This is a genomic window from Spirosoma koreense, from assembly GCF_054777875.1.
Map to the genome: position 1 here is coordinate 179,775 of NZ_BAAHAC010000027.1, position 23,642 is coordinate 203,416.

The 23,642-nt window shown below is 53.8% G+C and carries 20 protein-coding genes and 1 tRNA gene; 3 read left to right on the forward strand and 18 right to left on the reverse strand.

Translation table 11 applies throughout. From position 1 onward, the window contains the following. Positions 1–14: 14 nt before the first annotated feature. The 13 genes from ACYVC2_RS26160 to ACYVC2_RS26220 all read right to left on the reverse strand — a co-directional run bounded on the left by ACYVC2_RS26160 (position 15) and on the right by ACYVC2_RS26220 (position 15,179). Positions 15–767 (reverse strand): hypothetical protein, encoded by a 753-nt coding sequence (locus ACYVC2_RS26160; RefSeq protein WP_461107498.1) that lies wholly within the window; start codon positions 765–767, stop codon positions 15–17. Between the two features lie 28 nt (positions 768–795). After that, the gene (locus ACYVC2_RS26165) at positions 796–1,380 is read right to left on the reverse strand and encodes an RNA polymerase sigma factor (protein ID WP_461107500.1); all 585 of its coding nucleotides are present in this window, start codon (positions 1,378–1,380) and stop codon (positions 796–798) included. Positions 1,381–1,473: 93 nt separating this feature from the next. Then, positions 1,474–2,793 carry an OmpA family protein gene (locus ACYVC2_RS26170; RefSeq protein WP_461107502.1) on the reverse strand — a complete coding sequence of 440 codons (1,320 nt, stop codon included), beginning with the start codon at positions 2,791–2,793 and terminating at the stop codon, positions 1,474–1,476. Then, entirely contained in the window at positions 2,729–5,617 is a 2,889-nt protein-coding gene (locus tag ACYVC2_RS26175; protein ID WP_461107504.1) for a tetratricopeptide repeat protein, read from the reverse strand. Before ACYVC2_RS26175 ends, ACYVC2_RS26170 begins: the two co-directional genes overlap by 65 nt. A 12-nt stretch (positions 5,618–5,629) precedes the next feature. Then, positions 5,630–6,790 carry a hypothetical protein gene (locus tag ACYVC2_RS26180; RefSeq protein ID WP_461107506.1) on the reverse strand — a complete coding sequence of 387 codons (1,161 nt, stop codon included), beginning with the start codon at positions 6,788–6,790 and terminating at the stop codon, positions 5,630–5,632. Positions 6,791–6,805: 15 nt separating this feature from the next. Then, positions 6,806–7,186, reverse strand: a complete 381-nt coding sequence (locus ACYVC2_RS26185; protein ID WP_461107508.1) for a hypothetical protein — start codon at positions 7,184–7,186, stop codon at positions 6,806–6,808. A 171-nt stretch (positions 7,187–7,357) separates the two neighbouring features. Beyond that, complete coding sequence (locus ACYVC2_RS26190; RefSeq protein WP_461107510.1) at positions 7,358–8,488, reverse strand: hypothetical protein; 1,131 nt, start codon at positions 8,486–8,488, stop codon at positions 7,358–7,360. A 54-nt stretch (positions 8,489–8,542) separates the two neighbouring features. Further along, positions 8,543–9,364 carry a hypothetical protein gene (locus tag ACYVC2_RS26195; protein WP_461107512.1) on the reverse strand — a complete coding sequence of 274 codons (822 nt, stop codon included), beginning with the start codon at positions 9,362–9,364 and terminating at the stop codon, positions 8,543–8,545. A 53-nt stretch (positions 9,365–9,417) separates the two neighbouring features. Then, the gene (locus ACYVC2_RS26200) at positions 9,418–11,166 is read right to left on the reverse strand and encodes a CsgG/HfaB family protein (RefSeq protein WP_461107514.1); all 1,749 of its coding nucleotides are present in this window, start codon (positions 11,164–11,166) and stop codon (positions 9,418–9,420) included. Positions 11,167–11,461: 295 nt separating this feature from the next. Next, the gene (locus tag ACYVC2_RS26205) at positions 11,462–12,052 is read right to left on the reverse strand and encodes a hypothetical protein (protein WP_461107516.1); all 591 of its coding nucleotides are present in this window, start codon (positions 12,050–12,052) and stop codon (positions 11,462–11,464) included. 165 nt (positions 12,053–12,217) lie between these two features. Then, a complete protein-coding gene (locus ACYVC2_RS26210) occupies positions 12,218–12,580 on the reverse strand; it encodes a hypothetical protein (RefSeq protein WP_461107518.1) in 363 nt (120 codons plus the stop codon). Between the two features lie 92 nt (positions 12,581–12,672). Continuing rightward, complete coding sequence (locus ACYVC2_RS26215) at positions 12,673–13,935, reverse strand: caspase family protein (protein WP_461107520.1); 1,263 nt, start codon at positions 13,933–13,935, stop codon at positions 12,673–12,675. 23 nt (positions 13,936–13,958) lie between these two features. Next, positions 13,959–15,179, reverse strand: coding sequence for an OmpA family protein (locus tag ACYVC2_RS26220; RefSeq protein ID WP_461107522.1), 1,221 nt, complete (start codon positions 15,177–15,179; stop codon positions 13,959–13,961). Positions 15,180–15,384: 205 nt separating this feature from the next. Here ACYVC2_RS26220 and ACYVC2_RS26225 point away from each other — a divergent pair, with 205 nt between their 5' ends. Beyond that, complete coding sequence (locus ACYVC2_RS26225) at positions 15,385–17,025, forward strand: M48 family metalloprotease (RefSeq protein ID WP_461107524.1); 1,641 nt, start codon at positions 15,385–15,387, stop codon at positions 17,023–17,025. 31 nt (positions 17,026–17,056) lie between these two features. Here ACYVC2_RS26225 and ACYVC2_RS26230 read toward each other — a convergent pair whose 3' ends face one another. The 3 genes from ACYVC2_RS26230 to ACYVC2_RS26240 form a co-directional block, all read right to left on the reverse strand. Beyond that, a complete protein-coding gene (locus ACYVC2_RS26230) occupies positions 17,057–17,887 on the reverse strand; it encodes a hypothetical protein (RefSeq protein WP_461107526.1) in 831 nt (276 codons plus the stop codon). Positions 17,888–17,947: 60 nt separating this feature from the next. Next, positions 17,948–18,583, reverse strand: a complete 636-nt coding sequence (locus tag ACYVC2_RS26235) for an RNA polymerase sigma factor (protein ID WP_461107528.1) — start codon at positions 18,581–18,583, stop codon at positions 17,948–17,950. A gap of 173 nt (positions 18,584–18,756) precedes the next feature. Beyond that, positions 18,757–19,053 (reverse strand): hypothetical protein, encoded by a 297-nt coding sequence (locus ACYVC2_RS26240; RefSeq protein WP_461107530.1) that lies wholly within the window; start codon positions 19,051–19,053, stop codon positions 18,757–18,759. Between the two features lie 196 nt (positions 19,054–19,249). Between ACYVC2_RS26240 and ACYVC2_RS26245 the strand changes: the two genes are divergently transcribed. Both ACYVC2_RS26245 and ACYVC2_RS26250 read left to right on the forward strand, forming a co-directional pair. Beyond that, a complete protein-coding gene (locus ACYVC2_RS26245; protein WP_461107532.1) occupies positions 19,250–19,810 on the forward strand; it encodes an RNA polymerase sigma factor in 561 nt (186 codons plus the stop codon). Beyond that, positions 19,807–20,496 (forward strand): hypothetical protein, encoded by a 690-nt coding sequence (locus ACYVC2_RS26250; protein WP_461107534.1) that lies wholly within the window; start codon positions 19,807–19,809, stop codon positions 20,494–20,496. Before ACYVC2_RS26245 ends, ACYVC2_RS26250 begins: the two co-directional genes overlap by 4 nt. A 1-nt stretch (position 20,497) precedes the next feature. On the opposite strand, the gene ACYVC2_RS26255 is transcribed toward ACYVC2_RS26250, so the two are convergent. Beyond that, the gene (locus tag ACYVC2_RS26255; RefSeq protein WP_461107536.1) at positions 20,498–23,254 is read right to left on the reverse strand and encodes a CHAT domain-containing protein; all 2,757 of its coding nucleotides are present in this window, start codon (positions 23,252–23,254) and stop codon (positions 20,498–20,500) included. A gap of 294 nt (positions 23,255–23,548) precedes the next feature. Then, positions 23,549–23,620, reverse strand: a tRNA-Arg gene (locus ACYVC2_RS26260). Positions 23,621–23,642: the final 22 nt, after the last annotated feature.

A 23,642-nucleotide genomic window follows, 5' to 3' on the forward strand; every position in this document is an offset into this window, starting at 1 on the left:
CTGACCACAATCCGCTACTCATGCTCCAGGTCGGCCAGTGCTTTTTTAGCTATTTGTTGAAATGGATGCTCAGGCTGATCACTGATCCGGATCAACAGCTTACGGGTATCTGTCGCCCGGTCTGCTTTCAGATAAGCCAGGGCCAGGTACCATTCGGCTTTCCGGCTTATCAGGTCCGGCGCGTTCGTTGCGTCAAGCGCCCGGTTTAAACTGGTGATCGCTGCGGGGGCATTCCCCAGCGCCAGTTGAGCCAATCCGATATAATAGGCTACGCAGGGTTCGGAGGCAGGCAGTTGCCTAAAACCCACCAATGCCCGTTCGTAATTGCCGGAGCGGTAGGCGCTTATTCCAGGAGTAAGCTGAGGACCGCACGCAGTCATTCCGCGCGGAACCGGTTCGGGTTGATAATAAGTCAGAAAGGTTTGCTCGGCTGGAGTTGGGCGTAAGACCCGGAGCAGCCCATACCCTGCAACCAGAATAACGACAGCGGCAATAGCCAGGCGGGTCCACCCACCCCACGACACCGAGAATCTGGTCGCTGGCGGAGAAGCCGCCAGCTCTCCTCGCTGGTCGAGCCGGTCATGAATAGACACGAGTTGCTGTTTTAACTTTATCGCTTCGATGCTATGGCGAAACCGCTGATAATCAGCCAGGGCCAGGCGCATCGCCGAGTCCTGTTCCAGGCGCGCTTCAAAGGCATCTAACTGGGGCGGCACCATCCGATTTTCGGTATAGGCTTCAAATTCATCGAAAAGAGATTCCGTCATGAGCGTATCAATTGGCGTGATGGTGTGTCTATATATTCCCGTCGGTCAGGCCAAGTAACTTCCGGAGTTTTTGTAGACATTGGTATTTTTTATTCCGGGCCACGTGCTCATTGGCCCATCCGAGCGCAACCGCAATTTCCTGCATGCTTTTCTGCTCATAATAATACAGTTCGATGCTTTGTCGACAGCGATCACTCAGCAAAGACAACTGTTTTTCGACCGCTAGCCGGCGTTGCTCGAAATCCTGCTCTTCGGGATCGGCGGGTTGAATATCCTGACTGTTGGCGGGCCATTCGTGGCTGTCGATCAACACGGTACGAGAAGCATTCCGGCACATTTGCGTCCACTTGTTACGCGCGATCTGTACTACGTAAGTCATCAACTGAGCCTCCTCACGCCATTCGTATTTTTGATACCGCAGGTTGAACAGGAAAGCAATGATCGTTTCGTGCACTACGGTCTTGGTGTCGTCCCGAGTTCCCCCCGTTACGAAAACATACGAAGCAATTCGCTGATAGAGTAATCGATATAAGTGTTCGAAGGCAGACTCCTGGCCCGATCGTAGCGATTCATAAAATACTTTCTGATCGCGGAAATCCACCCTGCTCCCCATATACAAAGCTCAAAAAGAGAAATGGGTTGAAAAATAGCCACTTGAGACGATAAAACCAATACGCGGCCGGGGCGGCTTAACGTCCTGCCGGGGTTATTCGTAAACGACCACACTTACCCGTCGATTTCGCTGCCGGTTTGCTTCGGTATCGTTGGCCACCGCGGGCTGACCAGCGCCTACGGCGGTTAGCGAAAGGCGACTTTCCTGAATGCCCTGGCGCAGTAGATAAGTCCTGGTGATTTTAGCCCTGAATTCCGACAACGTATGGTTGAGCAGCGGATTGCCTACGTTGTCGGTATGGCCAGTAATCTGCCCTTTCATCTGCGGATTCTGTTTCAGCACAGCCACCACCCTGTCGAGCTGCCGCCGGGCCGAATCGCTGAGTTCGTAGCTGCTCTGAAGAAAATAAATGGTTGTCTCCCGACCTGGTCGTGGGCTTGAACTTACCGGAACCAGCGGGGCAGGGTAGTAAGCGTTTATGCCTTCCCTTAGGGAAAGACGGGATTCCGGTAGTGGCTTCCCCTGGCTGGTCAACCGGTACTGGCCGGGCCTGGAAGAGACAAAAAAATGGGTATTATCCGTAGTTGTCAGTATTTGGCTGGCCCGGTCTGCTACCCCTTCCAAAGTAAGATCTGGGTAAGGTTCTGGCACCGTGACGGCCAGCAGCGTTGGGGTAGGATTTAGTCGGATTTTGTAGTCGAGAGTCGATTCGGCAGTCGTATCGGCGATGATCAGGTTACCCAGATACAGTTGATAACCAACGGCTCTCACTTCAATAGCGACAATGTCGGGCGGCAGCAGTTTGGTCGTCAACGTGCTGACATCATAACAACGTTGTCGACGAGCGCGTGTCTGAAACAAACACAGATTCGCCCTGACAGGCTGGTCTGTCAGGGCATCGCCGATAACAAATTTTACCACAACCGGGCTTGTGCGAACTGGCGGGTTGGCTAATTGCAGCGGCCGCTGCTCCGACTGGAAGTACGGCTGGTTTGCCGTCGGTTTGTCGATCGGCACGACCGGAACCACAAACCGAAACGATAGCGAATCGGTCCCGATCGGAGGCCACTGAACCGGCAAACGTATGGGTCGATAGCCACTGCTACTGACGGTAAGGTAACGCGCCTGTTGGGGCACCAAGCCCATAAATCCATCCGCGTCAGCTTTCTGTTCATAAACGGGTCGATCCGTAGAGTCCGCCCACTGCCAGTTTGCCGCAACGAACCGGTGCGACCGATGATCCTGCGCCCGGCAGCTAACCCAGATGTGCTGTGCTTTGACCGTCGTGGATCCAGGGACTACCGAACTCAATAAGCTGATCAGGAGCAGACCACTCAGCCGCCCTACCTCATGACCGGTATCGGTTAGTAAGTTGCGTATAAGCGGACGTCTTACGAAAATCTTTCCTGACAAAGTCAATCAGTTTATCTTTTTTGAGAAACTCCTTTGGCAAGCCCATCTGCAACGCTTTTTCAAGTTGCACCAGTGCCTGGTCATCGTCATTGGCCTGCAGGTGCGCACAGGCCAGCACATACCGAATTTTAGGGGCGTACTCAGGTGAAGCGGTTACGGTATTCAAACCCGCCAGCCGAACATTCGCGGGCAGTTGCCCCGTCCGTACCTGGGCATAAGTACGCAGGTACAGGCACTCGTCCGTACAAGCCAACCCGTCGTACTGGCCAACTTTGGTCAATTCATTCAGCGCTTCCAGGTATTTGTTCAGGGCCATCAGGCAGCGCCCTTTTCCGAGCGCAATAACCGTTGCCAGTTCGTGGTCGCGATCCAGTTCCTGACCGTGAGCGTATTCTTTCAGGGCATCTTCTGGTTTTTCCCGCCGTTCGAGCATCATTGCCAGCGGAATGTAATGGGCCGCCACGGTTGGTTCGAGTTGAACGGCTTTGGTATAATCGTCGCGGGCGCGGTCTGTTTTTCCGATGGCTTCGTAGGTTCGGCCGCGTTCAGTGTAGGCAGCCACCCACTCTTTACTAATCGAAAGAGCGTCTTCAAATTGCTCAAGAGCAGCCTCATATTGCCGAAGTTCATAAGCACATCGCCCCGACAAAAAATAGGTATCAGCAAAAAAAGTGGGCGGATACCGTTTCTCAAGCTGCTTCCGCAACGAGCGTAACGTAGCCAGCGTATTCTGTGCCTTGTCGTACTGTCGGAGCGCCATTCGGGCTTTGGCTTCACCCAGAGTAGCTTCGTACAACCCTGGCTCCAGCGCAATAGCCTGGCCGAAATCGTCGACGGCGGGACCGTAACTGGCCAGCCGAAGACGCGTCAATCCGCGCTGGTAGAAACTGCTGGCCTGGGTCGGATTATACCGAATAGCATTCGTCAGCGCACTGTCGGCCCGATGGTTTTCTCCCAGGCCAGCGTACAATTTACCCTGCGCCAGCCAGGCATCGGCATAGTCCGGCTTCAGCATCAGGGCGATGGCCAGTCGGTCCAGCGCTTCGGGGACTTTTCGGGCCTGCAACTCCTGCTCGCTCTGGGTGTAAAAGCGCGTGGCAACCGAGTCGATTCGTTTTCGGTTGGGAGCGTCTACACCCAGTTCGATGGCTCGTGCAAAGTCGGTTCCGGCCGACTCGTACTGCTTTAGACCAATGTATGCATAGCCTCGGTTCACGTAAAGCTCCGGCTGGCGACGGCTCCGGTTGATACCTTCCGTAAAATCAGCTTCAGCCTTGTCGAATAGTCCCGATTGCTGGTACAACATGCCGCGTAACAGGTAAAAGCGCGGATTTTGATTACTGATTCGGATCGCTTCACCATAATCGGCAAGGGCTTCGGCGATTCGGTTCGTGCGGATTCGGTACGTAGCCCGGCGGGCCAGCAGGTCGGCGTTGGTGGGGTCGACGGTCAGGTAAACCGACAGATCGGCCGCAGCTTTCGGATAATCACCCATACGAGCGTACAGATCCGCGCGGGATTCGAGCGCATCCAGGTTCTGAAAATCAAGCGCCAGCGACTCATTCAGGTCGCGCAGGGCCTCTTTGTAGTCAGCCAGCTGCGTATAACATTTGCCCCGGCCCAGATACCAGTCCGAACTGTTCACCTTGTTGGCGACTTCTTTATTCTGTTTCCGATCCGCATCGATCAGCCGCGCATATTCTTTGACCAGATCCCGGTATTGGCCCGCTGAAAACCGCTCGTCGAGCTCCGCTTTCCGGCGCGACTTAGTTACCAGCTCTTTAATCTGAACCAGTAGATTCGTGGAGTCAGGTTGCTGGTCGGCGATGCGTTGCAGGAGCGCGAGGGCTTCGGCATACCGGCGTTTCCGGAGGGCCAGCTCTGCTCTTTTTTTCATTTCCACAACCGAGTTCCGCGCCCGTTCTTCGAGCACCCGCTGAATGCGGAATAACCGCACCTTCGGGGTCAGGTCTTCAAATGGTTTTTGTTTCTCCGCCTGCTCATAGATCTGCTGGGCCATTTCGAGATCGCCGGATGCGAAGGCTTTTTCGCCATCCTTCAGTAGTTTCTGGTAGGTTTCGAGCGCCTTTTTCTCCCGTTCCTGCTCCGGATCGACCGGCCCTGCGGCCACCGCCATTCCCTGGGCCGAATCCACGCGGGCCGTTACCGAATCGGCCATAGCCGTTCGCGCGGGTGCTTCTTTCAGTGGTACGTTGTTGAGAGCCAGAGTCATCGTCGAATCGGCCTGCGTCATAAACGCCAGCCGAGTGATCAGTACGCTCCATTTCGAACCCACCTGATCGGCGCGCACCTCCGCCACCCGCCGTATCGGTACGTAAGGCTTGTCGATTTTCGTATGCTTCCCCCCGAAAAACGATGTGTAAAATACCTTGACGTACAGGCTACTTCCCTTTTTAAGATCGGAGACCGTAATATTGGAAAACTGAATCGTGCTTTGCCCCGTTTTGGTATACAGCAGATCGAAGTTAGCCAGGTATTTTTCAACCGACATGTCCAGCACGGTTCCCGCAGCCGCTCGGGTGGGGTTGATGTCATCTTCAACAATTATGTCTTTGTCGGCAAAGAGCTGGTTTACCCCCGGCGTAAAGCTTTCGCTGATAAGCGCATTGCGTTCGGCTTCGCCGAGGTCGGCCAGGCTCAGCACATTCAGCAGGTCGCCCAGCCCCCGCTCTATTTTCCGGCGGGCCAGTAGTTTCACTTCTTCGTTATCGCGGGTAGTCAGCGCCTGCGCCTGCAGGCCCGACCAGCTACTCACACCCGCAAGCAGCCCCAGCAGCAACCAGAAACGGATAAAGTTGATCATCGTTGCGGCTGCTTACTGGGTTGCCATCACCCCTACGTTTCCTAACAAAACCGCCCATTTGCTTTCGTCCTGACCCTCTTTCTTCTTTTTGTAGGGCGTCAGCATCACATCGACATCTTTCTGGGTAATATCGCTGTATTGCACTTCATCTTTGCTGTTGAGGCCCGTGAACCGCTGCTCACCTTTGATCTTTCCGTAATAATTTCCATCATCTTTCTGCGTAAGCTCCTGGACATACTGGATATCGCTCCATTCGAGCGACACGTTTTTGTAAGGAATGAGCTTGAGCCGGATGAGATAATCTTTGATTTTGTACGTATTGGCCTGCCCACCCCGTACCATCGAACTGACCTGAATGACCGCATCGGGCTTGAACATCTTCAGAACCTGATTGATGGCTTTGTCTTTTTGGCCGGCTTCGACGGTCTTATCGGCTATCACACCCAGCATGACCGCAAACTCCTGCACCCGTTCGAGCGCCTGCGACCGGTATTCTTCGTATTGCGTATCCGTCAGTTGGAGTACGTTTGGCTTCTCGGCTGTAGCACTTGCCGGTTTAGGCTGCTTTTCATGATTCTCTGTTTTGGCCAATTCGTCAGCTTTGGGTTCCGGCGCTGTTGGAGCGGTTGGAGCAGGCGCGGCCGCGGGGCCGGGTTCGTTGACAACGATATTTTTATCGCACAGAAAAGTGGCGTCGGTAAAGAGTTCGTGCTTACCCGTCTGGTAGAAAATACCGACCAGATCGGACTTGGGTAGACTCGATGCGGCTCCGTCGACGGTTGTGTAGTTGACCACGTCGCCCTGGGCATAAGCGACTTTCCCATAAATCACCCCTGGCGGAATGGCCTGCACGATGATGTCGTACTTCGGCAAACTGGTGCCGGTCATAAACTGGCTGATCAGCCGGTCGCGCTCGTCGGCGGGCAAGGCCTGCAACTGGCTCAGGCACAGAAACCGCCCCCGCTGGTTGACTACGGCCGCCACCTTGTCGGCCCCGTACGAAAACTTGATCATCGATTCCCCTTTAGCAACTCGAAGCGACACTTTTTCGGGAGTGATTTCGGCCAGGGTTCCGGTAACGTTTGTCTGGTCGTTGAGGTAGACTACGTCCTGGGCCAGAGCCGGGAGATTGACTAAACCTATTAACGCATAAATAAATAGTAGACGCTTCATTCGTGTAGCTGTTAATTATTTCTGAGTCACTTTTTCCGTCGTGGTGTCGTAGATCCAGTGAATGGATTCCATGTCTTTTTGCCGAAGGACACCCGAGTATTTGAACAGTTCAGGATTGGTTCTTCGGCCGTCATTCCGAACGATAACCGTGAAATTGGTTGGCTTCTCAGGGAATTTGCAGGTGTCATACACATCGTTGTAATACTTGACCCAGAACTCATATTTGCCTTTGGGTGCGGTTTCGGTTAAAGACCAGAATATATTTTCGTTCGGTCCCAGATCACACGATTCGCATTTACAGTCTACGTCCAGCGTCCCTTTGCTCTTTCGGGCTCTTAGATTCCGGTAATAAATTGTCTCGCCATTCGGATCGGTCACGTATAGATCCAGGTCCACTCTCTGGTCATTATCGAATTTTAAATTAAACCGGGGATTACCAGGGTTACCGACTAGTTCAGGCAACGGTATCTCAACCTCCCGACGGCAGCTACCAAGCATCGCAAAGACAATGATTAAAGACAATGAAACGAGTCGAAGTATATTTGAGTAAGTCATGATGTAGTCAGTTTATTTTCTGGACGTACCGAAGCCAATACCAATTCTCAGGCTGGTAATATTGAGATTTTCATTGATCGTAAAATCAGGCGAATGAAGGTTATGAACCCCAAGTATCTGGTAGCGCAGACTGAAATCAAGCAATAAAGCGTTTCGACGAATTTCGTAGCCTATGCTACCTCCGTAGGTGATCGGCGTTGCCTGCGTGGATTCGTTGGAAGGCTCCGGATGTGCGTCGGAGGTCTTGTACGATGAAAAAAGTAAGGTAGCTCCTCCTTCAGGCATTACGTAAAAACTACTCAACGGATAGATCTTAAAACCAATCTGAACTGGAATCTGAGTCAGACGTTTCGTTTCACTGTATTCAGAAATCCCCTCACGGGTATATTTTCGGACTAGCTCCCAGCCGTAATAACCGACCGTAGCCGACACGGCCAGCCTTCGCAGGAGCAAATAGTCGAAACGCAGGCTTACGCCGATGTTCTGCTTCATGCCAAAGCCTGTCGAATCATTCAGCCAGGCCCGGTCTTTATTGAGTAGGCCCGGATAATAAGCAAATTCCGGCCCTACGGTCAAATGAATACGACTAAAAGCTGCCGGATCGGAATAGCTGGCTGCAGGCGCTGAGTTATCGGCCATTGGCGCTGCGTCGATCGTTTTTTCGGCGCGAATAGCTGGCTGGTTGTTAACCGCATTACCACCTGTTTTACTGAACACTTCGTCTTTGCCCGTCGCGTAATGAATCCGGCCGAGCCGGCTCAACAGGAGTTCGTACTGGGTATTGGTCGGATCGTTCGGCTTGGTGTAGTACAGCTTCCGGTCGTCGCGCCGAGTGACATTCCCCTGCACAGTCGTCTGGTCGATCAATGTGATCTGATCCGTGTCGGTAGTCTTATCTGTCAGGGGTGTAATGGTTTCTGTACTGCCATCGCTGAACACGATTTTCCAGACCTGACGGCGCGCGATGGTTTTCTTTACTTTTGGAGTCGCCGGATCGACATAAATGACATCGGTATCCGTCAACTCATCGATTTTAACGTCAATCGAGGTGCGATCCAGCTTATACAGCGCATCCGTACGGGACGACTGAGCCAATGCCAGGCTACTGACGATGAGAAGCCAGGCGCAGAGAAATGCCTTCATAAGGAAGCGTGTTTAAGAATAAAAAGTGGGAATGAGAGAAACAGGATCAGTCGGTTATTTCAGGACATACCCGACCCGCAGGGCCAGCAGCGGCACTATACCCGCCCCCAGTGCAGACTCCGTACCACTACCGACGGCGGTAAGACTTAAGCCGAAGGCGGGTTCCAGCGATATCTTCCGGTTAAAAACCCACTGGTAACCTGCAATAGCGCCCAATTGAACCACAAAGGCACTTTCGCTATCGGTATCGCCAAAGAAGTCCAGGTCTCGGACGGTGACGTTCCAGAACAAGGCCGTCGGGGCGACCCAGAAGCCTTCAGGCGCTCGCTTCGGGCTACTTTTTACCAGCCCGTAAAAACGGTACTCACCTTTGAAACCAATCGCCGTGACGCGCGTGTAGAACGAGTTGACGCTGTATAAACTGAGCCCTGCGTAAATAGAGCGGTTGTTTGGCAGTACTTTTTCGTACCCGAAGCTGGTCAGCGGGGCGTATTTGATAATCGACTGCGGACCATCGCCCGACTCATTGGTGGATGATACGTTCGAATAAGCCCGGTTCGATTCGCTGCGGACGACCGCTGGTTTCTGGGATGCTGCCCCGCTTGTCTGTCCAGTAGCGGGGGAATTGAATACATCGGTACTTCCATCCGAAAAAACGATTTTCCAGAGATCGGCTTTCCGTATTTTGCGCGTTGTCGTCGGCGAAGTGGGTTCCGTGTAGAATACGTCCGTGGCGGTCACTTCGTTGATTTTTGCCTGTACCACGCTACGATCGAGTTTGTACAGCGCATCGGTTCCGCGTGTCTGGGCAATTGCAGAAGGCAGGTCGACAAGCAGCCACCAGCAGAGCGTGAGTGGGATAAGAAAACGGTTCATGAGTAGTAAGAGAAAAAGATGTGGATAGAAGTATATAGTTGATGTACAGTCGCTTAGTTCATGGTCAGGCTCACTTTGCCGTCTTCCATGCCAGTCACTTCGAATCGGGTTGCCGGATTCTTACCCAGCAGTTCGAGCAGGTCATCAGTCGAACCTAGGTGTTCGACATGAAGCGTTCCTTCGGTTCCTCTCAGCGATTTCTGTACGCTTTTTACTTTCGGATTTTTGGTCAGAATCCCGGCCAGCGCCTGCAGCTTAGCGAAGCTGGCATTGGTAACGGCAATATCAGTCGTGTTGGCTGCTGGCACCGACGCAGCACTGGCGGTGGTTACGCGAGCCGCCGGACGTGCCATGGCGGGGCCGCTGGCGACGCTGGCAAACTGTACGTTCATAGCGCAGAGCCGCTCCAGCAGGTACTGGGTCATGTTTTCCGAAGCATTCTGAATCGCCTGTTTATTGGCCACCGCTTCCGATACGTCGATCCCCCCGCCCGACAGGGAATTAGAAGCCAGGATGGTGCCATCTTCCGTCGCGACGACGCGCGTTTCGAGACGGGCTCGACAGGACACCATGCCGCCCTGCGTGTTGGTACGCTCAGAAATCGTTTGCCCCGTTATGATGATGTTGGCACCCATTTTCAAGCCTATGGCGGCCATCTGCGACATATCGCCCGTCGAATCGGCTACCCGACGCATTTTAGCGTACGCTTTAGGATCGATGACCCGGAACCCCGCTTCCACAAACCGGCGTGTCAGCTCGACTTCAGTGGCCGATTGCTCGATCACGACGGGCTTGATGACAGCCGACGCCGATGTCTGGCGGCTGGCGGGCTCTTCTGTCTTCGGGGCTTCTTTGCTGCGTCGGGCAAAAATACCTTTCACGATTTCGCGGCCCAGCAGCATGTTGTTTTCGCGCTCCCGCAGTTGCATTTCGCGTTCCCGACGCGCCAGGTCGGTGTCGTCGGTCGAGCGGGAGGTACCCACGGTGGTGGCTTCCGTAATCAGAATCATCACCTTAGGCGAGCCATTCCGCAGCATCTGGCAGTTCTGAGCCGTGTAGCGTTTTACTTCTTTCGGCTTCATCGGCTCGGGCATCTCGATCTGATCTTTGGCATCGGCCATTACCTCTACCGACTTGATAATGGCTTTCTGGACGGCGTCCTGCACAGCCCGGTTCTCGGTCGACCCGGCAATTTTCAGGCCGTTGGCTCCGCCCAGACTCATCCCCCGAAAACCCGACGTGCTGCCTTTCATGTTGATATCCCGGCTGAAAAGAAGTTCGCCTGTTTGCGGGTTGAGCAATTTTAACGTAAACCCTACGGTAGCGGTATTACCGCCGAAATTAAGGCCGGCTACATCCGTCGATTTATTACCTTCTGAGAAATCAGTCACTTCGCCCGTAACGACCAGTTGTGCCCCAATCATTTTACCGGCCTGCGGGCCTGAGCCGTCGGTGAAGCCGTCCTGGGCAAACGCCATTTCGGTCGTAGCGTCGCCGACATTGCGGTTCATTTCCATCACGCGGAAGCAGTTGGTCTGCTGAATAGCGGAGGTCAGCATCGTTGCCAGTTCATCGCCGAAGGTCGTGTGGGCCTGCGCCGACCGGGTCGAAACGCTGAATCGCGCCACTTTGACAATCACCCGCTTATCGCGCGGCAACCCTTTACATTTCTCGGCAACCTGTTCCAGGGTTACCTGAACGTCTTTGCTTTTTTGATTCGTCTTTTGAGCTAGCAGCGGCTGAATCGCCGTATTCGTCAGCACACTAGCCAGGAGAATGAGTCGGTAAACAATGCGTTTCATGTATGTAATAGCTTTGGTTAACTGGTTTTTGGTTCGATTGCTTAGCGGCTGACGAGCTGTCCGCGAGACGGCGGCTTTACAAAGGATGCCTGCTGATAAGGTTGAGGTAACGGTCCGGCAATTATTTTTTGGTCTTGGACCAGTTGACCCAGATAATGGCCGATCTGGCCTGACTGACATTTCACTAACGACTACCTATATACGTAACAAGTCCATCTTGTTAAATCCAGCGGGTCGGGGGTTTGCTACGAAGTTTTCGAAATGTGGATAGAAACGGAAAGCAAGGGCCGATCCGCTACCGTAGGTCTATTTTGAATTTACCATCCGTCACCGTGATGGTCTGGCCTTTATCGGTTTTGCCGACAAAAGCGAACGTACCTTCGGCGAATCCGGCCGGATCGAATTTCGTGAACGTGAGGGTTCCACTGTTTTTGCTGCTCAGGCTGTACGTCTGGACATCGCTTAGCGATTTGATATAACCAAGTTCGCCCGAAAGCCGATCGTTCTGAGTCGTGAAGGTGCCTACCTTCGGCGCATCTACGTACAATTTCAGGCCGTAACCAGGGCTGTTGAAACTAGTGGAAACAGCAATGACACTCCACAATCCGAAATAGTCGGAGCCACTGCCCAGCGATCCCAGGGTTTTATCCGAATATTCTTTCCCGTCTATTTTGTACGAAATGTATTCATCGGTCGTGGCGGGTGCGGGGTCTACGTTTCCGGCCGGTGGCGAACAGTTGATCAAGCCCGGTAGCAAACTGACTATCAGCAGTATACGTATGACCGTATGGGCTGACACGAAGCGTTTTGTAGTATTTACCAGCCGATGCGCAACAGCCTGATCGATTAGGCGAACCAGAAGAGGATTTCTTGTAAAAGCTGACATGGGTCGTCAAGTTTAAGTAGTTATTGGGGTGCGAGCCGTCGTGACCGGCTCGATTTATGTGTTTATGGAAAGGCCCTGGTTTTTGTCACCGGTTTTATTCGAAAATTTTTCAGAAAAATCAACCGAACCGGTAAAATGCTCATCAGCGCCGTTGCGAACCGGTTATCAGTCGGGCAACGGAGAACAGTCTTTAAAATAATGAATCAGTGCCTGCCCCACGAACTTGGTGGTACCCAGTGCTACGGCCGATTTAGCGGCCCAGCCAATACCGGGCAGGAAATCGAGAATGGAATGGGCAACCTTACTCCCGATCAGGGGAGCCGCCACGGAGGTGAAGACACTACCGGCCGCCGTTCTGTCCAGATCGACGTTGTAAATACTACCGACCTGAACGACCATGGCCAGATCGCCCGCGCCCATGGCGTAGTGAGAACCAGGTATCCAGGCAACGGAGGCAAATCCTATGGCCCATTTGTTGATGGCAGAACTTGCCAGTGTTTCAGCTTCTCGTTTGTTTCTTGCAGGCATGATGATACAGGTTTATGTACGATTCGGATGTATATGAACCGCACAGACGATTTGTCACCTATGGCTGCCGATTATCTTGAAAGTAAGTGGCTCTAGGGCGACCGGCGCACAAAAATGAAATCGCCCCCTTCGTCGCCCGACTGTTGTATATAGCCATACATCGGAACCTGCTTCAGACTGCTGTTGTTGATGACAGCCTCGCGCATGCTGACAAACAGCTCATTTGCCGTCAGGTAGGGTTTACTATTTTCGGCGAGTCGCTGCACCAGGTAATTGATAAATACGCTCCGGTCGGGCACCACCGTATTGCCCGCACTGGTAATGGCCCGGCGGCTCCTGAGAGTATAGAGCTGCTGGATGGCTTTGGTAGGCTGCACGCTGCCGCGGGTGGAAATCAGCTCCCCGCTGAAACAGGCATCTGACACAACCAGCACGTGCTGACACGAAAACCGCCGGAGCTGATCGCGGATGGTGCTGTTGCTCAGCCAGTCGGCTTCGTAGTCGTTTTCGGCGTCTGCCGGGAGCCAGTACCCCTGCTGGCTTTTTTCTTCCTGACGACCATGTCCGGCAAAGAAAATCAGCAGGTTATCGTCTTTCCGAAGCTTGTAAGTCAACTCGTCGAAGGCCCTTAATATTCCTTTCCGAGTTGGGTTCGTCAACACGGTAACGTTTCGGTCCGGAAACGTGTAGTGGTCGGTCAATACCCGTTTGAGCTTCTCCGCATCGTCAATCGGAAAGGTCAGGTCGGGCAGCTTCCGGTCTGTATACTCGTTCACCCCGATCAGTAGCGCATAAAAATTTCCTTTGAGCGCCACCGGCGTTGAGCGGCCCGTTGGCTCGGCGGGAGGTTCGTTGCGCTGCGCTAACGGGGGCTGAGCAGGCTTTGCGGACGGATCATCATAAAACTGAAACACCCACATGTCCTGCCGCTGACTGTCTTTGGTGTTGGCCGTTTCAACTTTCAGTGTCCGGCGCTGATACCGGTTTTTGAGTAAGCCCGACTCGGCCGTAAACGCGCCCTGATCCTGAAAATCAAATTTACGGACCAGTTGAAACTTCAGGTTTGTGGCATGATCAGGACTGAACGTTACGTAGGTGAGCGAACCACTGGCGCAGTACAGAATGGTTTCCTGGTATTCGTCACCGTACAGATCGGCCTGCATGCGTCCGTATCGGTAGCAGGTGGCCTTGGCGGATGTTCCTTCGAAGACAAATCCGTTTGCTTTCAGGATCGTACCCCGCTTATCGACAGGCGTGTTGACCAACTCCAGTACCTGGGCAATACCCAGGTGCTGAGCCACTAGCCAACCAGGCCACAGGAACAAAAAGCAACAAATAAGGAACCGTTTTGTCATTGAGATAAGAGAATCGTCTCGGATTATTTCAGGACATACCCGACCCGCAGGGCAAACAGGGGCACAAATCCGGCTCCCAACGCATAGTCTGACCCACTCCCAACGGCCGTTAGGCTTAACCCAAGGGCAGGCTCCAGCGAAATTTTCCGATTGAAAATCCATTGGTACCCTGCTATGCCGCCAATCTGGGTTAAGAACAGGTTATCGGTCACGTCGAAACGGTCGCTAACGTGCCAGAACAGCACTGTCGGTGCGACCCAGAACCCTTCCGGTGCCTGCTTCGGGCTGTCTTTGATAAGTCCGTAGAATCGGTACTCGGCTTTCAGACCAATGGCCGATACGCCAAAGCCAAGGCTATACAGACTCAGTCCCGCATAAATCGAGTGGTTATTCGCCAGCACCCGCTCATAGCCGAAATTCGTCAGGGGCGCGTACTTGATAATCGATTGGATAGTAGACGGTTCGTAGGCTGATCGGCTCCGTTCGACCACCGGAGCTGGGGAAGATGCCGTCGTGGGGGTTTCTTTGAAGCCCGCTGCCGATGACCCACCACCTGACCCGCTGAGTATGATGGCATCGGGCCGCCGGCGGCTTCCGTCGGGGTATTCGATGTAATCGATGCCCGAAGCCGGCACACGCGTCAGGGGCGAGTTGGCATTTTCGCGGTAACTGATGGTCCGCCCGTCGGCGCTCACCACCACGTAGGTTGCCGGGAGCTTGCGCCCACTTTTCGTAACCAGGTTGTAAACGTCGCTGGTGAGCCCCAGAAATTTCAATTCGACCCGACGGTTCTGAGCCCGCCCGGCGTCTGTGCGGTTATCGGCGATGGGCTGCGAGCTGCCATAGCCAACCGCTTTGATCCGCCGGGTCAGCACTCCCTTACCGATAACGTACTGCATGGCCGACACAGCCCGCTCCTGCGATAATTGCAGATTGGCCTGTTTATTACCGACATTATCGGTATGGCCACCGATTTCCATGACTACGGTTGGCACGCGGGTCAGAAAAGCCGCAATCGTGTCGAGGTATTGTTTGTCTTCCGGGGTCAGCCGACTGGTTCCGCTAACATAGTGGATGGCTCTGAGATCTAGTTTCTTGTTTTTGATGGCTTCATACCCGTTGGTTTCCAGCTCTTTGATAACGGCATCCAGCTCGGCCGGTTGTGCGGGGTTAGGGGCCTGCGCCCGCCCGGCGAAGGGGCTTACCCAGATGGTGATCAATATCAGTAGACGTGTTACTTTCATAAGTTTTTCATAGGATTAGGGTTATTGGATACGAGTCGAAAAGTGTGGATAGAAGCCGGAACAGCCTCGGCAGACATAGGTATATATCCACCCGCCCCCTCGACGTCACGCACCGGTTCAAAAAATTTTCCGGTATTTTCTGTAAACGATGTTGCTATTGCCCCCGAATCGGGAATAAGGGGTGTAGCCAACCGGCAATCCAACGATGCAAAACAGGCAGACATCTCAAGTTATCGCTCTGGCATTCAGCCTTTTATTCTTCATTCAGAATCAGTCGTGGTCGGCGTCTCCTCCCGCACCGGATTATAAGTACCGGGTTACGCAGCAGGTTTGTCGACAACTGGCAACGGCTTTTGGCGAACAACGACTGCCGAAGTTGACGCTGGTAGCCGACCCGGCCAGCCAGCGAATCGCTCAGTTTGTTTCCCGACCCGAGCCCGAACTGTTTCTGGATGAAAAACTTTATGATATCTGTCGCCATTTTGGGCCCGATTCACTCTCGGCGCTGGCGCTTGTGCTGGGCCATGAACTTACGCACTACTACGGCAAACATGCCGACTGGTTTGGCTTTGCCCAGTTGACTAAACGCCAGCAGCCCACTCCTGCACAGGCCCAACAAACGCAGGTGCTGGAAGCGCAGGCCGATATGCAGGGCGTTTATCGGGCGTTTCTGGCAGGCTATGATGCCTATCGGCTGGTCAAACCGTTGTATATGGCCATTTATACGGCCTATCGTTTACCCACTCAGATGACAGGTTATCCCAGCCGAGAAGAGCGTATTTTACTGATGGAAGAGCAGGCCCGCAAAGCCAACTCATTGGGAATGGCGTTTGAAGCCGGGCTTTTTTTTCTGTGGAGACAGGATTATCCCACGGCGCAACGCTGCTTTACGTTCGTTTCGGAAGAGATGCCGACGAAAGAGCTGCTGATGAACATTGGGTTATGCCAATTGCTACGAGCGGCTCAACTCATGACCCTGTACGAAATGCCTTTCCGCTATCCGTTTGAGGTCGAAACCGGCAATCGGCTACGACCCGAAGCTAGCCGGGGCGACGAACTCAATAAAACGGACTTACTTAAACAGGCCATCGCCAATTTTCGGCAGGCACTTGAGCTGGATGAAACCTATGTGGTGGCGGCTGTCAATCTAGCCACGGCCCTGTCGATGCTGGGCCGGACCGGCACCGCCAAGGAAACCATCGATCAGTTGGAAGAAGTGCTTCGTCAGAACCAGGAACGGCTGCCCCCGAATGCACGGCTGGTCCGGGGTATTGCGCTCATCGAAGCGGGAAAGAGTCAGGAAGGGCTGGCCGAATTAGCGCAAAGCCGTGGTGCTTATGAACTAAGGTACAATCTGGAGGTGGCAACCGTATATGCCCAACTAAACAGCCAGCCTGCCGCCGTTGCCACGCAGGCACTGACGCAGGTGGCCAATCGGTATGCCCGACCAGCTTCAGGCGTTTTATTGACCCCGGAAGGCAATTTCGGAACCATTTCCCTGCCTTTTCCCAATACGTTCGCATTACCCGAACGGCTGGCTATTCCAGAGCCGGGGATGGTCCGGATTCAGGGCGGTCGAATGCCCGACGGAGCTCTGTACCGAATAACACTGGCAAACGGTAGCTTTGATCTGTTTGTGTCACGACCCGATAGCCATGTTCAAACCAAACAGGGAATCAAATCCGGCGATTCGGTTCAGGCACTGATACGGCGATATGGCGAACCGCCGTGCGTAGTAGCAGCCGCCAATGGGCTGCTGTATTACCGTTATGACCCGGCCAATCTGGTGGTCGTTATGCAGGATGGCGTCGTTAGGAACTGGCTTTGTTACGTGCCGACTGAGTGATGGCTTCCAGCCTGGGTGGCCCTATCGCCTTTTACTCTGCCTTCCGGAGAGGTTGGCGGGCCTGTAACCCTCTGACAAGCTCATACCTGGTTTTGCCCGTCAGCAGGTAATACGTGTCGGTTGATCGGTTGTATACTAGCGTCCAGGCCGGTTTTGCCGCGGGAAGTACGGGTAGATACACCTTGAGCGTATCGCGAAACTCGTATGCCGGCTCCTCCCCCATATTAAAGATAACCACTCGAAGATCAGACGATTGGCGATCCTGACCAAAGCCCAGCCGTACATCCTCCGTTTCGTAATACGGTAAAGCCACCGCCCCCCGCAATTGAGTCGGCTCGACAGGCTGATGAGCGACTGGCCCTTGCGGCTCTGGCACTGGAATTCGGTGCGGTTCAATGAGTTTACGTCGACCGGAGTCCGTTGGCAAGGGTATTTTGACGGAATCGTGTTCATCCCGGGCAACGGGAGATGGGTCATAGCGCGCCAGTTGCCACCAGACGGTAGCTGCAAGCACCCCTAAAGCCACGACAGCCGCGGCCCGGAACCAGCTCTGCTGCCACAATGAACGAACCGGTCGGTCGATTGGGGTTTCCTGCGGGTCGATGCGCGGTGCCAGTAGACCACCGGGTGTTTCTTCCGCGCTAGTGTCGGATTCCTGTTCGGCTTCGAACTCGGCAAACATGTTCAGCAGTTCCTGCCGACGTTTGAGCCGCACCTGCTGAATCAGCAGTTCCTGAAAATCATAAGCCTGACGAAAGCTATCGTCCTGCTGCCGAAGCTGCTGCACCTGGGCTTCGCTGGCCGTATCCAGTTCATGGAGCAGGGATTTCTCGATCAATTCGTCGCGTTCGGCGTCCGTCATGGGTTTCGTGTCTATAAAGGGTGGTGAGTCGCTGGTAGCCCTGTGCTCAACGAGAGAAAGTTATTGTCCCCAACCCATACCTACTAAAATCTCTTTTACTTTTTTCTTACAATCACCAACCTGATTTCGCAAGGAACCATGCGACAGGCCCAGTTTGCCAGCTATCTGCTTATCGTCGAGGCCATCCCAGTAGCGCAGTTGAAAGATGTCGGCGCAGTGTTTGAGGGATATCTGGGCGAGCGCCTTCTGCACCATGACGTCCGGGTCGGCATTGTCCAGATCGAATCGGAACCCATCTTCTACCGTCAATTGCAGGAGCGCCAGTTCGGCTTCATCCGTTTCGCCATCGGTCGGTTTCCGACGCTGTAGCTGCCGTTCAAAATCAGCTCCCGTTCGGGTGGCGGCTGTTTTTTCCTTCTTCCAGTGCTCTTTTAGTTTAAGCATGGCAACGCCCGTCAGGTAGGTCGACAACTTACTTTGCAGGGTCAGCGTGTCTTTTTTACTATCCAGAAAAATCAGGGTATCCTGGTAAATTTCCATCGCCACCTCGTCTGAAGCCCCCAGCCCGCGCAGGTAATTCACCACCGGCCTGCGGTTGGTATTGTAGACCTGACGCCAGATTTGCTGATTTTTATTACGCAGACCATCCAGGAGTTGCTGATCGGTGGCAATCGGGTACACGTTGGCTTGATCCATAAATAATATCAGAAAATGGCGAAATCAACTTGTGCTTTCTCCAGTCTATTCCCGAAGCACACGCTGAAGTCACGCCGTCTTGGGTAAAATCAGGTGAAAGAAAACCGGCATAACCACCGCTGTTTCGAACGCCTGGTGTCCGGCTTCGCATTGCTGCAAAACCGGACACCAGGTCAGCTCCCTTTTCCACCACCGCCTACATCTTTCGGCGGCTGATCGTCATTCGTCTGGATGGTATCACCCGGGCAGTGTGCACTTCCGCCCCCACCCCCGACATCTTTCGGCGGCTGGTCGCCATTGGTCTTCAGTAAATCGACCGGGGCGGGGTTCGTAGGTACCCAAGCCACGGTTCGGCTGGGATTTAGCGGAGTCACGGGATCGTTCTGACACGAGCTGGCGGCTATGACTAAGCCGATAAGACAAAGTTTACCCACTCGGCAAAGCGCCGATTTTTTGCCTGCAATAAGCATACTGGTTAGGATTTGCGTTTCTGAACGGATCAGTTACACAAGTGGGCGCCCTAACTTGTCAACTAACAACTCTGTATTTCAGAGTCATGGGTTTATGGCATGAGCCGGGCAATTGTCACCGGCTAATCGCAGATTTTTTTTAGATTGGCGTAACCTTCAGGGTCGTCGTGGGAACTACTCAGTAAAACCACCTCTTATGCCACAACTGCTACCAACCGAAACGATCATTGCGAATCTTCGACAGGGCGAGCGCGTCGACGACATTACCCGCTATTTGTACGCCACCTACAGCCGATCGCTGAAGGGATACGTTCGAAAGTTGGGAGGGTCGCCAGACGATGCCGAGGATGTGATTCAGGAGGTCATGATCGCCTTTCTGCGGCAGGCAATAAGTGGCCATTTCGAACAGCGGGAGCAGATCGACCTGGGGGCGTACCTGACTGGAATTGCCCGCCGGAAGTGGCTCAAAAAACTCGAAAGCGAAAGCCGCCGACAGGAGCGTCAGTACTGGTTTGCTACTGGTAATGAGGGGCCCGACACCCCGGAAACGATCGTAACCGAGATCGACTACCGGGCCTGGGCCTGGGAACATTTTCAGCAACTGGGCGAAACCTGCCGCCAGATACTGACGGCCTTCTATCAGCACGAACAGTCGCTGGAATCGATCGCTGCGGAGTTCGGACTGGCTTCGGTGGGAGCCGTGAAAATGCGGAAGTTTCGGTGTATACAGAAATTATTAAAATTAGCGGACGTATGATATCAGAAGATCCGGTAGAACGCTGGGAACAGCTGGAAGACTACCTGACAGGCCGTATGGAACAAGAAGAAAGTCGTCGCCTGGAAGAGCGAATGAAAACGGATAAACAACTGGCCGACGAACTGGTATCGGTTCGTCGGGCGCAGACGCTGCTGAACGAAGCTCTGGCCGAGCAGCAGATGCGAAACACACTGCAGCAGATCCGCCGGGAGCAGGCAACCGAGCCGGTCTTTACCAGGCATCGGATTGGGTGGAACCGGGTGGCCGTAGGGGTAGCAGCCGCCTGCCTTCTCATCATTGGGTATTTGTCAATGGCCTCTATTTCGCTGCCCAACGCGGGATACGACGTGATGGCGCTGCGACATATCGACACCACACAACTGCCGGCTCCGCAACGGATGGCATTCGAAAATTTCTTTGAAGGACAGGCCCGTATGGTCGAAGGAGATTACGTGCAGGCCGCCCGTCATTTTGAGAACGTACTGGCCGTCGACGATCTGCGTCCTTATTTTCGGGAAGCAGCCGAGTGGCACCTGGCCGTGTCGTACCTCCGGAGCCGTCAGATCAACCGGGCCAGTCAGCTTTACCGACGGCTACAGCAGTGCGACCAGTGTGCGTATGAAGTGGGCTGGCTCAACCGCCGGAAAATGGAATGGAAACTGTTTATGGCCAATGTACTGCCTTAGCTTACCCGACAACCACCCGCCCGGTAGCGACTCGTTGCCGAAAAAACAGAATGGCCCCCAGTAGAAAAACAGCGCCAAGAATGACCACAACGCTCGTTGAAGCCCAGGCAACGGTATAAACCGGACGGCTGTCGCCCATGACGACCAGATTGGCCCAGTAGTGCGGATGGCTCAGTTTCGGATAAAGCTCCGACTGAAAATAATCGAGCTGGGTGCGTTGCAGCGCCACATCGATCGCCAGACCGGCCTGGAGGTGTTTGTGCAGTTGTTGCGATAAATAAGCCATGCTCTCATCGTGGGCGCCCCAGAGCGTAGACACAATGGATGGACAACCGGCATAAGCGAATGCCTGCGCCAGGCTCATCACCCCTTCGCCCGCCTGAAGTTTACCGTTACCGGTTTCGCAGGCGCTGAGTACGACGAGCCGCGTTCGCGCAAACGATAAATTATAAATTTCTTCGGCGTATAATTTGTCCGGGTTCCCATCCGGGTAGAAAGCAATGTAAGACCGGGCGGGTTCGGTATCGTTGGCGTAGGCATGTGTGGCCAGGTGTAGCACTTTATAGGCCCCGTAGGTGCGCATGAACCGGCGCTTGGTAGCCGCTTTTCCCAGTAGCACTTCGCCTGGCAACTGCTCGACTTCGGCCTGGGAGGCTGGCAGGTAGGGTAATTCCAGCGGTGGTTCTTTCGCCGTGGCAGGCTTAACGAAGGGAGCCAGACTAAGCAGACTTCCCTTTTCATGAGTCGGTGAGGCCCCCGGCCGATTTAGCAACGCGTTCGCCGAGGACGCATAGCTGATCGCATACGTTTTGATCAGAAAATCATCGACGAGCCGGCCCGTTTCGAGCACTTCGAACGGAATCCGGTGCAGCTCGTTATCGCCCGAAATAACTAACCGATCGGTATCTGCCAACAGTTGGCCAATGGGCTCGATCAGCCATCGGTACCCCATTATGGCTCCCGACGATCCGGTATAGTTCCCCAGACCGGGGTTCTTATACAGCGCCTTATTGAGCGTACCGATCGCGCTTTTCAGCGTGTTCAGATCACCACGTTTCTGCACCAGCGTCACTTCGCCCTGAGTGACCACCGCAATGTATAAGCTATTCCGCCCCAGCAGGTAGCTCAGATAAGCCGTGTGGTCATCGAGGGCGGCCTGTATCTGGGCTACCGATACGGTTTGGGGCTTGTACTTGGCCTGGTAATAAGCCGGAAATTCTTTTTCTAATCGCTGGTGAAGCTGAGCCAGCCCGATCTGGGCATCGATCATAGCCGTCGAAGGTCGTGCCGGCGGTTCCAGCTTTTGCCGCATAATGATCCGCTGAAGCTCCCGTTCGCGATTGAGCAGCGTAGCCGGAACATTAGTCGGCTTGATCAGCAACTCCCGGGTGATGTCTGTCAGTGCGGCCGCTTTGGACCGTTCCAGGAGCTGAAAAGCCCGCTCCTTATCCTGCAGATTCCTCGTCTGGTCGTACAGGGCGTAGGCGGCCTCGAAGGCACTTAAGTAAGCGGGACGGACCTGCGTAGAAAAAAACCACTTGGTTTCCAGAGCGTTGTAGCTTTTGCGTATGGCGTCGGCCACCATCAGCGCGTGATCGTAGGTATCGCAGGCACGGCGCCAATCGGCTAACTGCCGGGTCATTCTGGCCCGTTGAACCAACAGATCGGCTTTGAGCGCCAGGGCTTCGAAAGAACTCTGCTCGGCCAGGACAGGCGTCGGGTTGTCCAGCGACAGGCTACGGATAGCCTTCTGACAAAACACCAGAGCGGCTTCCGGAAACCCCTGTTTGTATTTTACGTTCGCCAGACCCAGGTAGCTAGCCGCCAGCGAACTATCTTCTTTTTTAAAAACGGCATTATGGCGCTTGATCGCCTGCTGGTAATAATCGATGGCACGATCGTACTGGCACAGACCAGCATAGCTATCCCCGAGTCGATTCAAGGCCGACGTGGCCGCCGATAAACTGGCGTTTGCCGACGTGGTTTGCCCGATCGATTGGGCCAGCGACAGAGCGTTTGTGGCATAAACAATGCTCTCTTCGTAGGCGGCACAGCGCAGAGCGTCCCAGGAAGCCCCGCTCAGAATCTGGTATTTATAAAAATCCCGCTTGGGGTAAAGAGCCAGCGCGGCTTTCCGGCAGACCAACCCTTTCCCGAACAGCCCCAGCTGACCATATACTTCGCCTAGGTTATTCTGTAAGATAGCGATGTCTTCTTTGGAGGTCGTGTAGTGCTCGGCGATGGACAAGGCTTTGGTCAGGTAGCTAAGCCCTTCGTTATAGCCCCCCGCCCGGACATACATCATACCCTGGTTGTTGTAGTGATAGATGACATAGCCCGAAATGCGTTGCTCCAGCTCCGGATGCTGCTGTAGGATGGCGTTTGCTCTGGAAAAATACAGATAGCACGAATCCTGAAGGTTCAGTTTCTTGTACATCTCCCCCAGACTCGAATGGAGCTTGAACTGCACCGAGTCGGGTTGGGTAGCAGCCTGCCTGAGGAGTTCGGTACCCTGGTGACAGATAGCCGCCCCCTGCCGGTACTGCCCCCGCATATGATAGATCGAACTGATATCGACGGTTAAGTTGGCAGCCCGGACTTTATCGATCTGCCGAGCCAATCGGAAGCCATCCAGGTAATGGGTAAGCGCCCGATCGTACTCGCCCTGGCTGTAAAAAATTTCGGCTTTATTTCGTAGACGGTCGATATCCTGAATCGATTGTGCCTGAAGTATTGAGCAGGGATAGTAACTAAACAAAGCAGTTAAATACAGTACCGGTATAAATCGGTAACTAATCATCAGATAATATGGCTTGTGGATGGGTTTAAACCCTAAATATAAACTATATTAAATCCGATGCACCAGACTGATAACCTGATGTATGCTTTGCGTTGTTACGCTAAAAAACAGGTCGTTATGTTCATAGAAAAGGGTAGCGAGAGGCTGAGCTCGTAACAGCGCAACTACTAAACAGAACCAAAAAAGTGAATACTTAGCTAGTTACAAAAAAAGCCGCCGTACAATGAAGTACGGCGGCTAAAGTAGCATTTGTGCTCCCGAAGGGATTCGAACCCCTATCGATGGTACCGGAAACCATAATTCTATCCATTGAACTACGGGAGCGGCTCCCCTATTTTTGGGAGTG

What these genes read in the sequence shown, in the direction of transcription:
- ACYVC2_RS26160 (WP_461107498.1), bottom strand. Translation starts at nt 767, where the DNA reads ATGACGGAATCTCTTTTCGATGAATTTGAAGCCTATACCGAAAATCGG.
- ACYVC2_RS26165 (WP_461107500.1), bottom strand. Translation starts at nt 1,380, where the DNA reads ATGGGGAGCAGGGTGGATTTCCGCGATCAGAAAGTATTTTATGAATCG.
- ACYVC2_RS26175 (WP_461107504.1), bottom strand. Translation starts at nt 5,617, where the DNA reads ATGATCAACTTTATCCGTTTCTGGTTGCTGCTGGGGCTGCTTGCGGGT.
- ACYVC2_RS26180 (WP_461107506.1), bottom strand. Translation starts at nt 6,790, where the DNA reads ATGAAGCGTCTACTATTTATTTATGCGTTAATAGGTTTAGTCAATCTC.
- ACYVC2_RS26190 (WP_461107510.1), bottom strand. Translation starts at nt 8,488, where the DNA reads ATGAAGGCATTTCTCTGCGCCTGGCTTCTCATCGTCAGTAGCCTGGCA.
- ACYVC2_RS26195 (WP_461107512.1), bottom strand. Translation starts at nt 9,364, where the DNA reads ATGAACCGTTTTCTTATCCCACTCACGCTCTGCTGGTGGCTGCTTGTC.
- ACYVC2_RS26200 (WP_461107514.1), bottom strand. Translation starts at nt 11,166, where the DNA reads ATGAAACGCATTGTTTACCGACTCATTCTCCTGGCTAGTGTGCTGACG.
- ACYVC2_RS26205 (WP_461107516.1), bottom strand. Translation starts at nt 12,052, where the DNA reads ATGTCAGCTTTTACAAGAAATCCTCTTCTGGTTCGCCTAATCGATCAG.
- ACYVC2_RS26210 (WP_461107518.1), bottom strand. Translation starts at nt 12,580, where the DNA reads ATGCCTGCAAGAAACAAACGAGAAGCTGAAACACTGGCAAGTTCTGCC.
- ACYVC2_RS26215 (WP_461107520.1), bottom strand. Translation starts at nt 13,935, where the DNA reads ATGACAAAACGGTTCCTTATTTGTTGCTTTTTGTTCCTGTGGCCTGGT.
- ACYVC2_RS26220 (WP_461107522.1), bottom strand. Translation starts at nt 15,179, where the DNA reads ATGAAAGTAACACGTCTACTGATATTGATCACCATCTGGGTAAGCCCC.
- ACYVC2_RS26225 (WP_461107524.1), top strand. Translation starts at nt 15,385, where the DNA reads ATGCAAAACAGGCAGACATCTCAAGTTATCGCTCTGGCATTCAGCCTT.
- ACYVC2_RS26230 (WP_461107526.1), bottom strand. Translation starts at nt 17,887, where the DNA reads ATGACGGACGCCGAACGCGACGAATTGATCGAGAAATCCCTGCTCCAT.
- ACYVC2_RS26235 (WP_461107528.1), bottom strand. Translation starts at nt 18,583, where the DNA reads ATGGATCAAGCCAACGTGTACCCGATTGCCACCGATCAGCAACTCCTG.
- ACYVC2_RS26240 (WP_461107530.1), bottom strand. Translation starts at nt 19,053, where the DNA reads ATGCTTATTGCAGGCAAAAAATCGGCGCTTTGCCGAGTGGGTAAACTT.
- ACYVC2_RS26245 (WP_461107532.1), top strand. Translation starts at nt 19,250, where the DNA reads ATGCCACAACTGCTACCAACCGAAACGATCATTGCGAATCTTCGACAG.
- ACYVC2_RS26250 (WP_461107534.1), top strand. Translation starts at nt 19,807, where the DNA reads ATGATATCAGAAGATCCGGTAGAACGCTGGGAACAGCTGGAAGACTAC.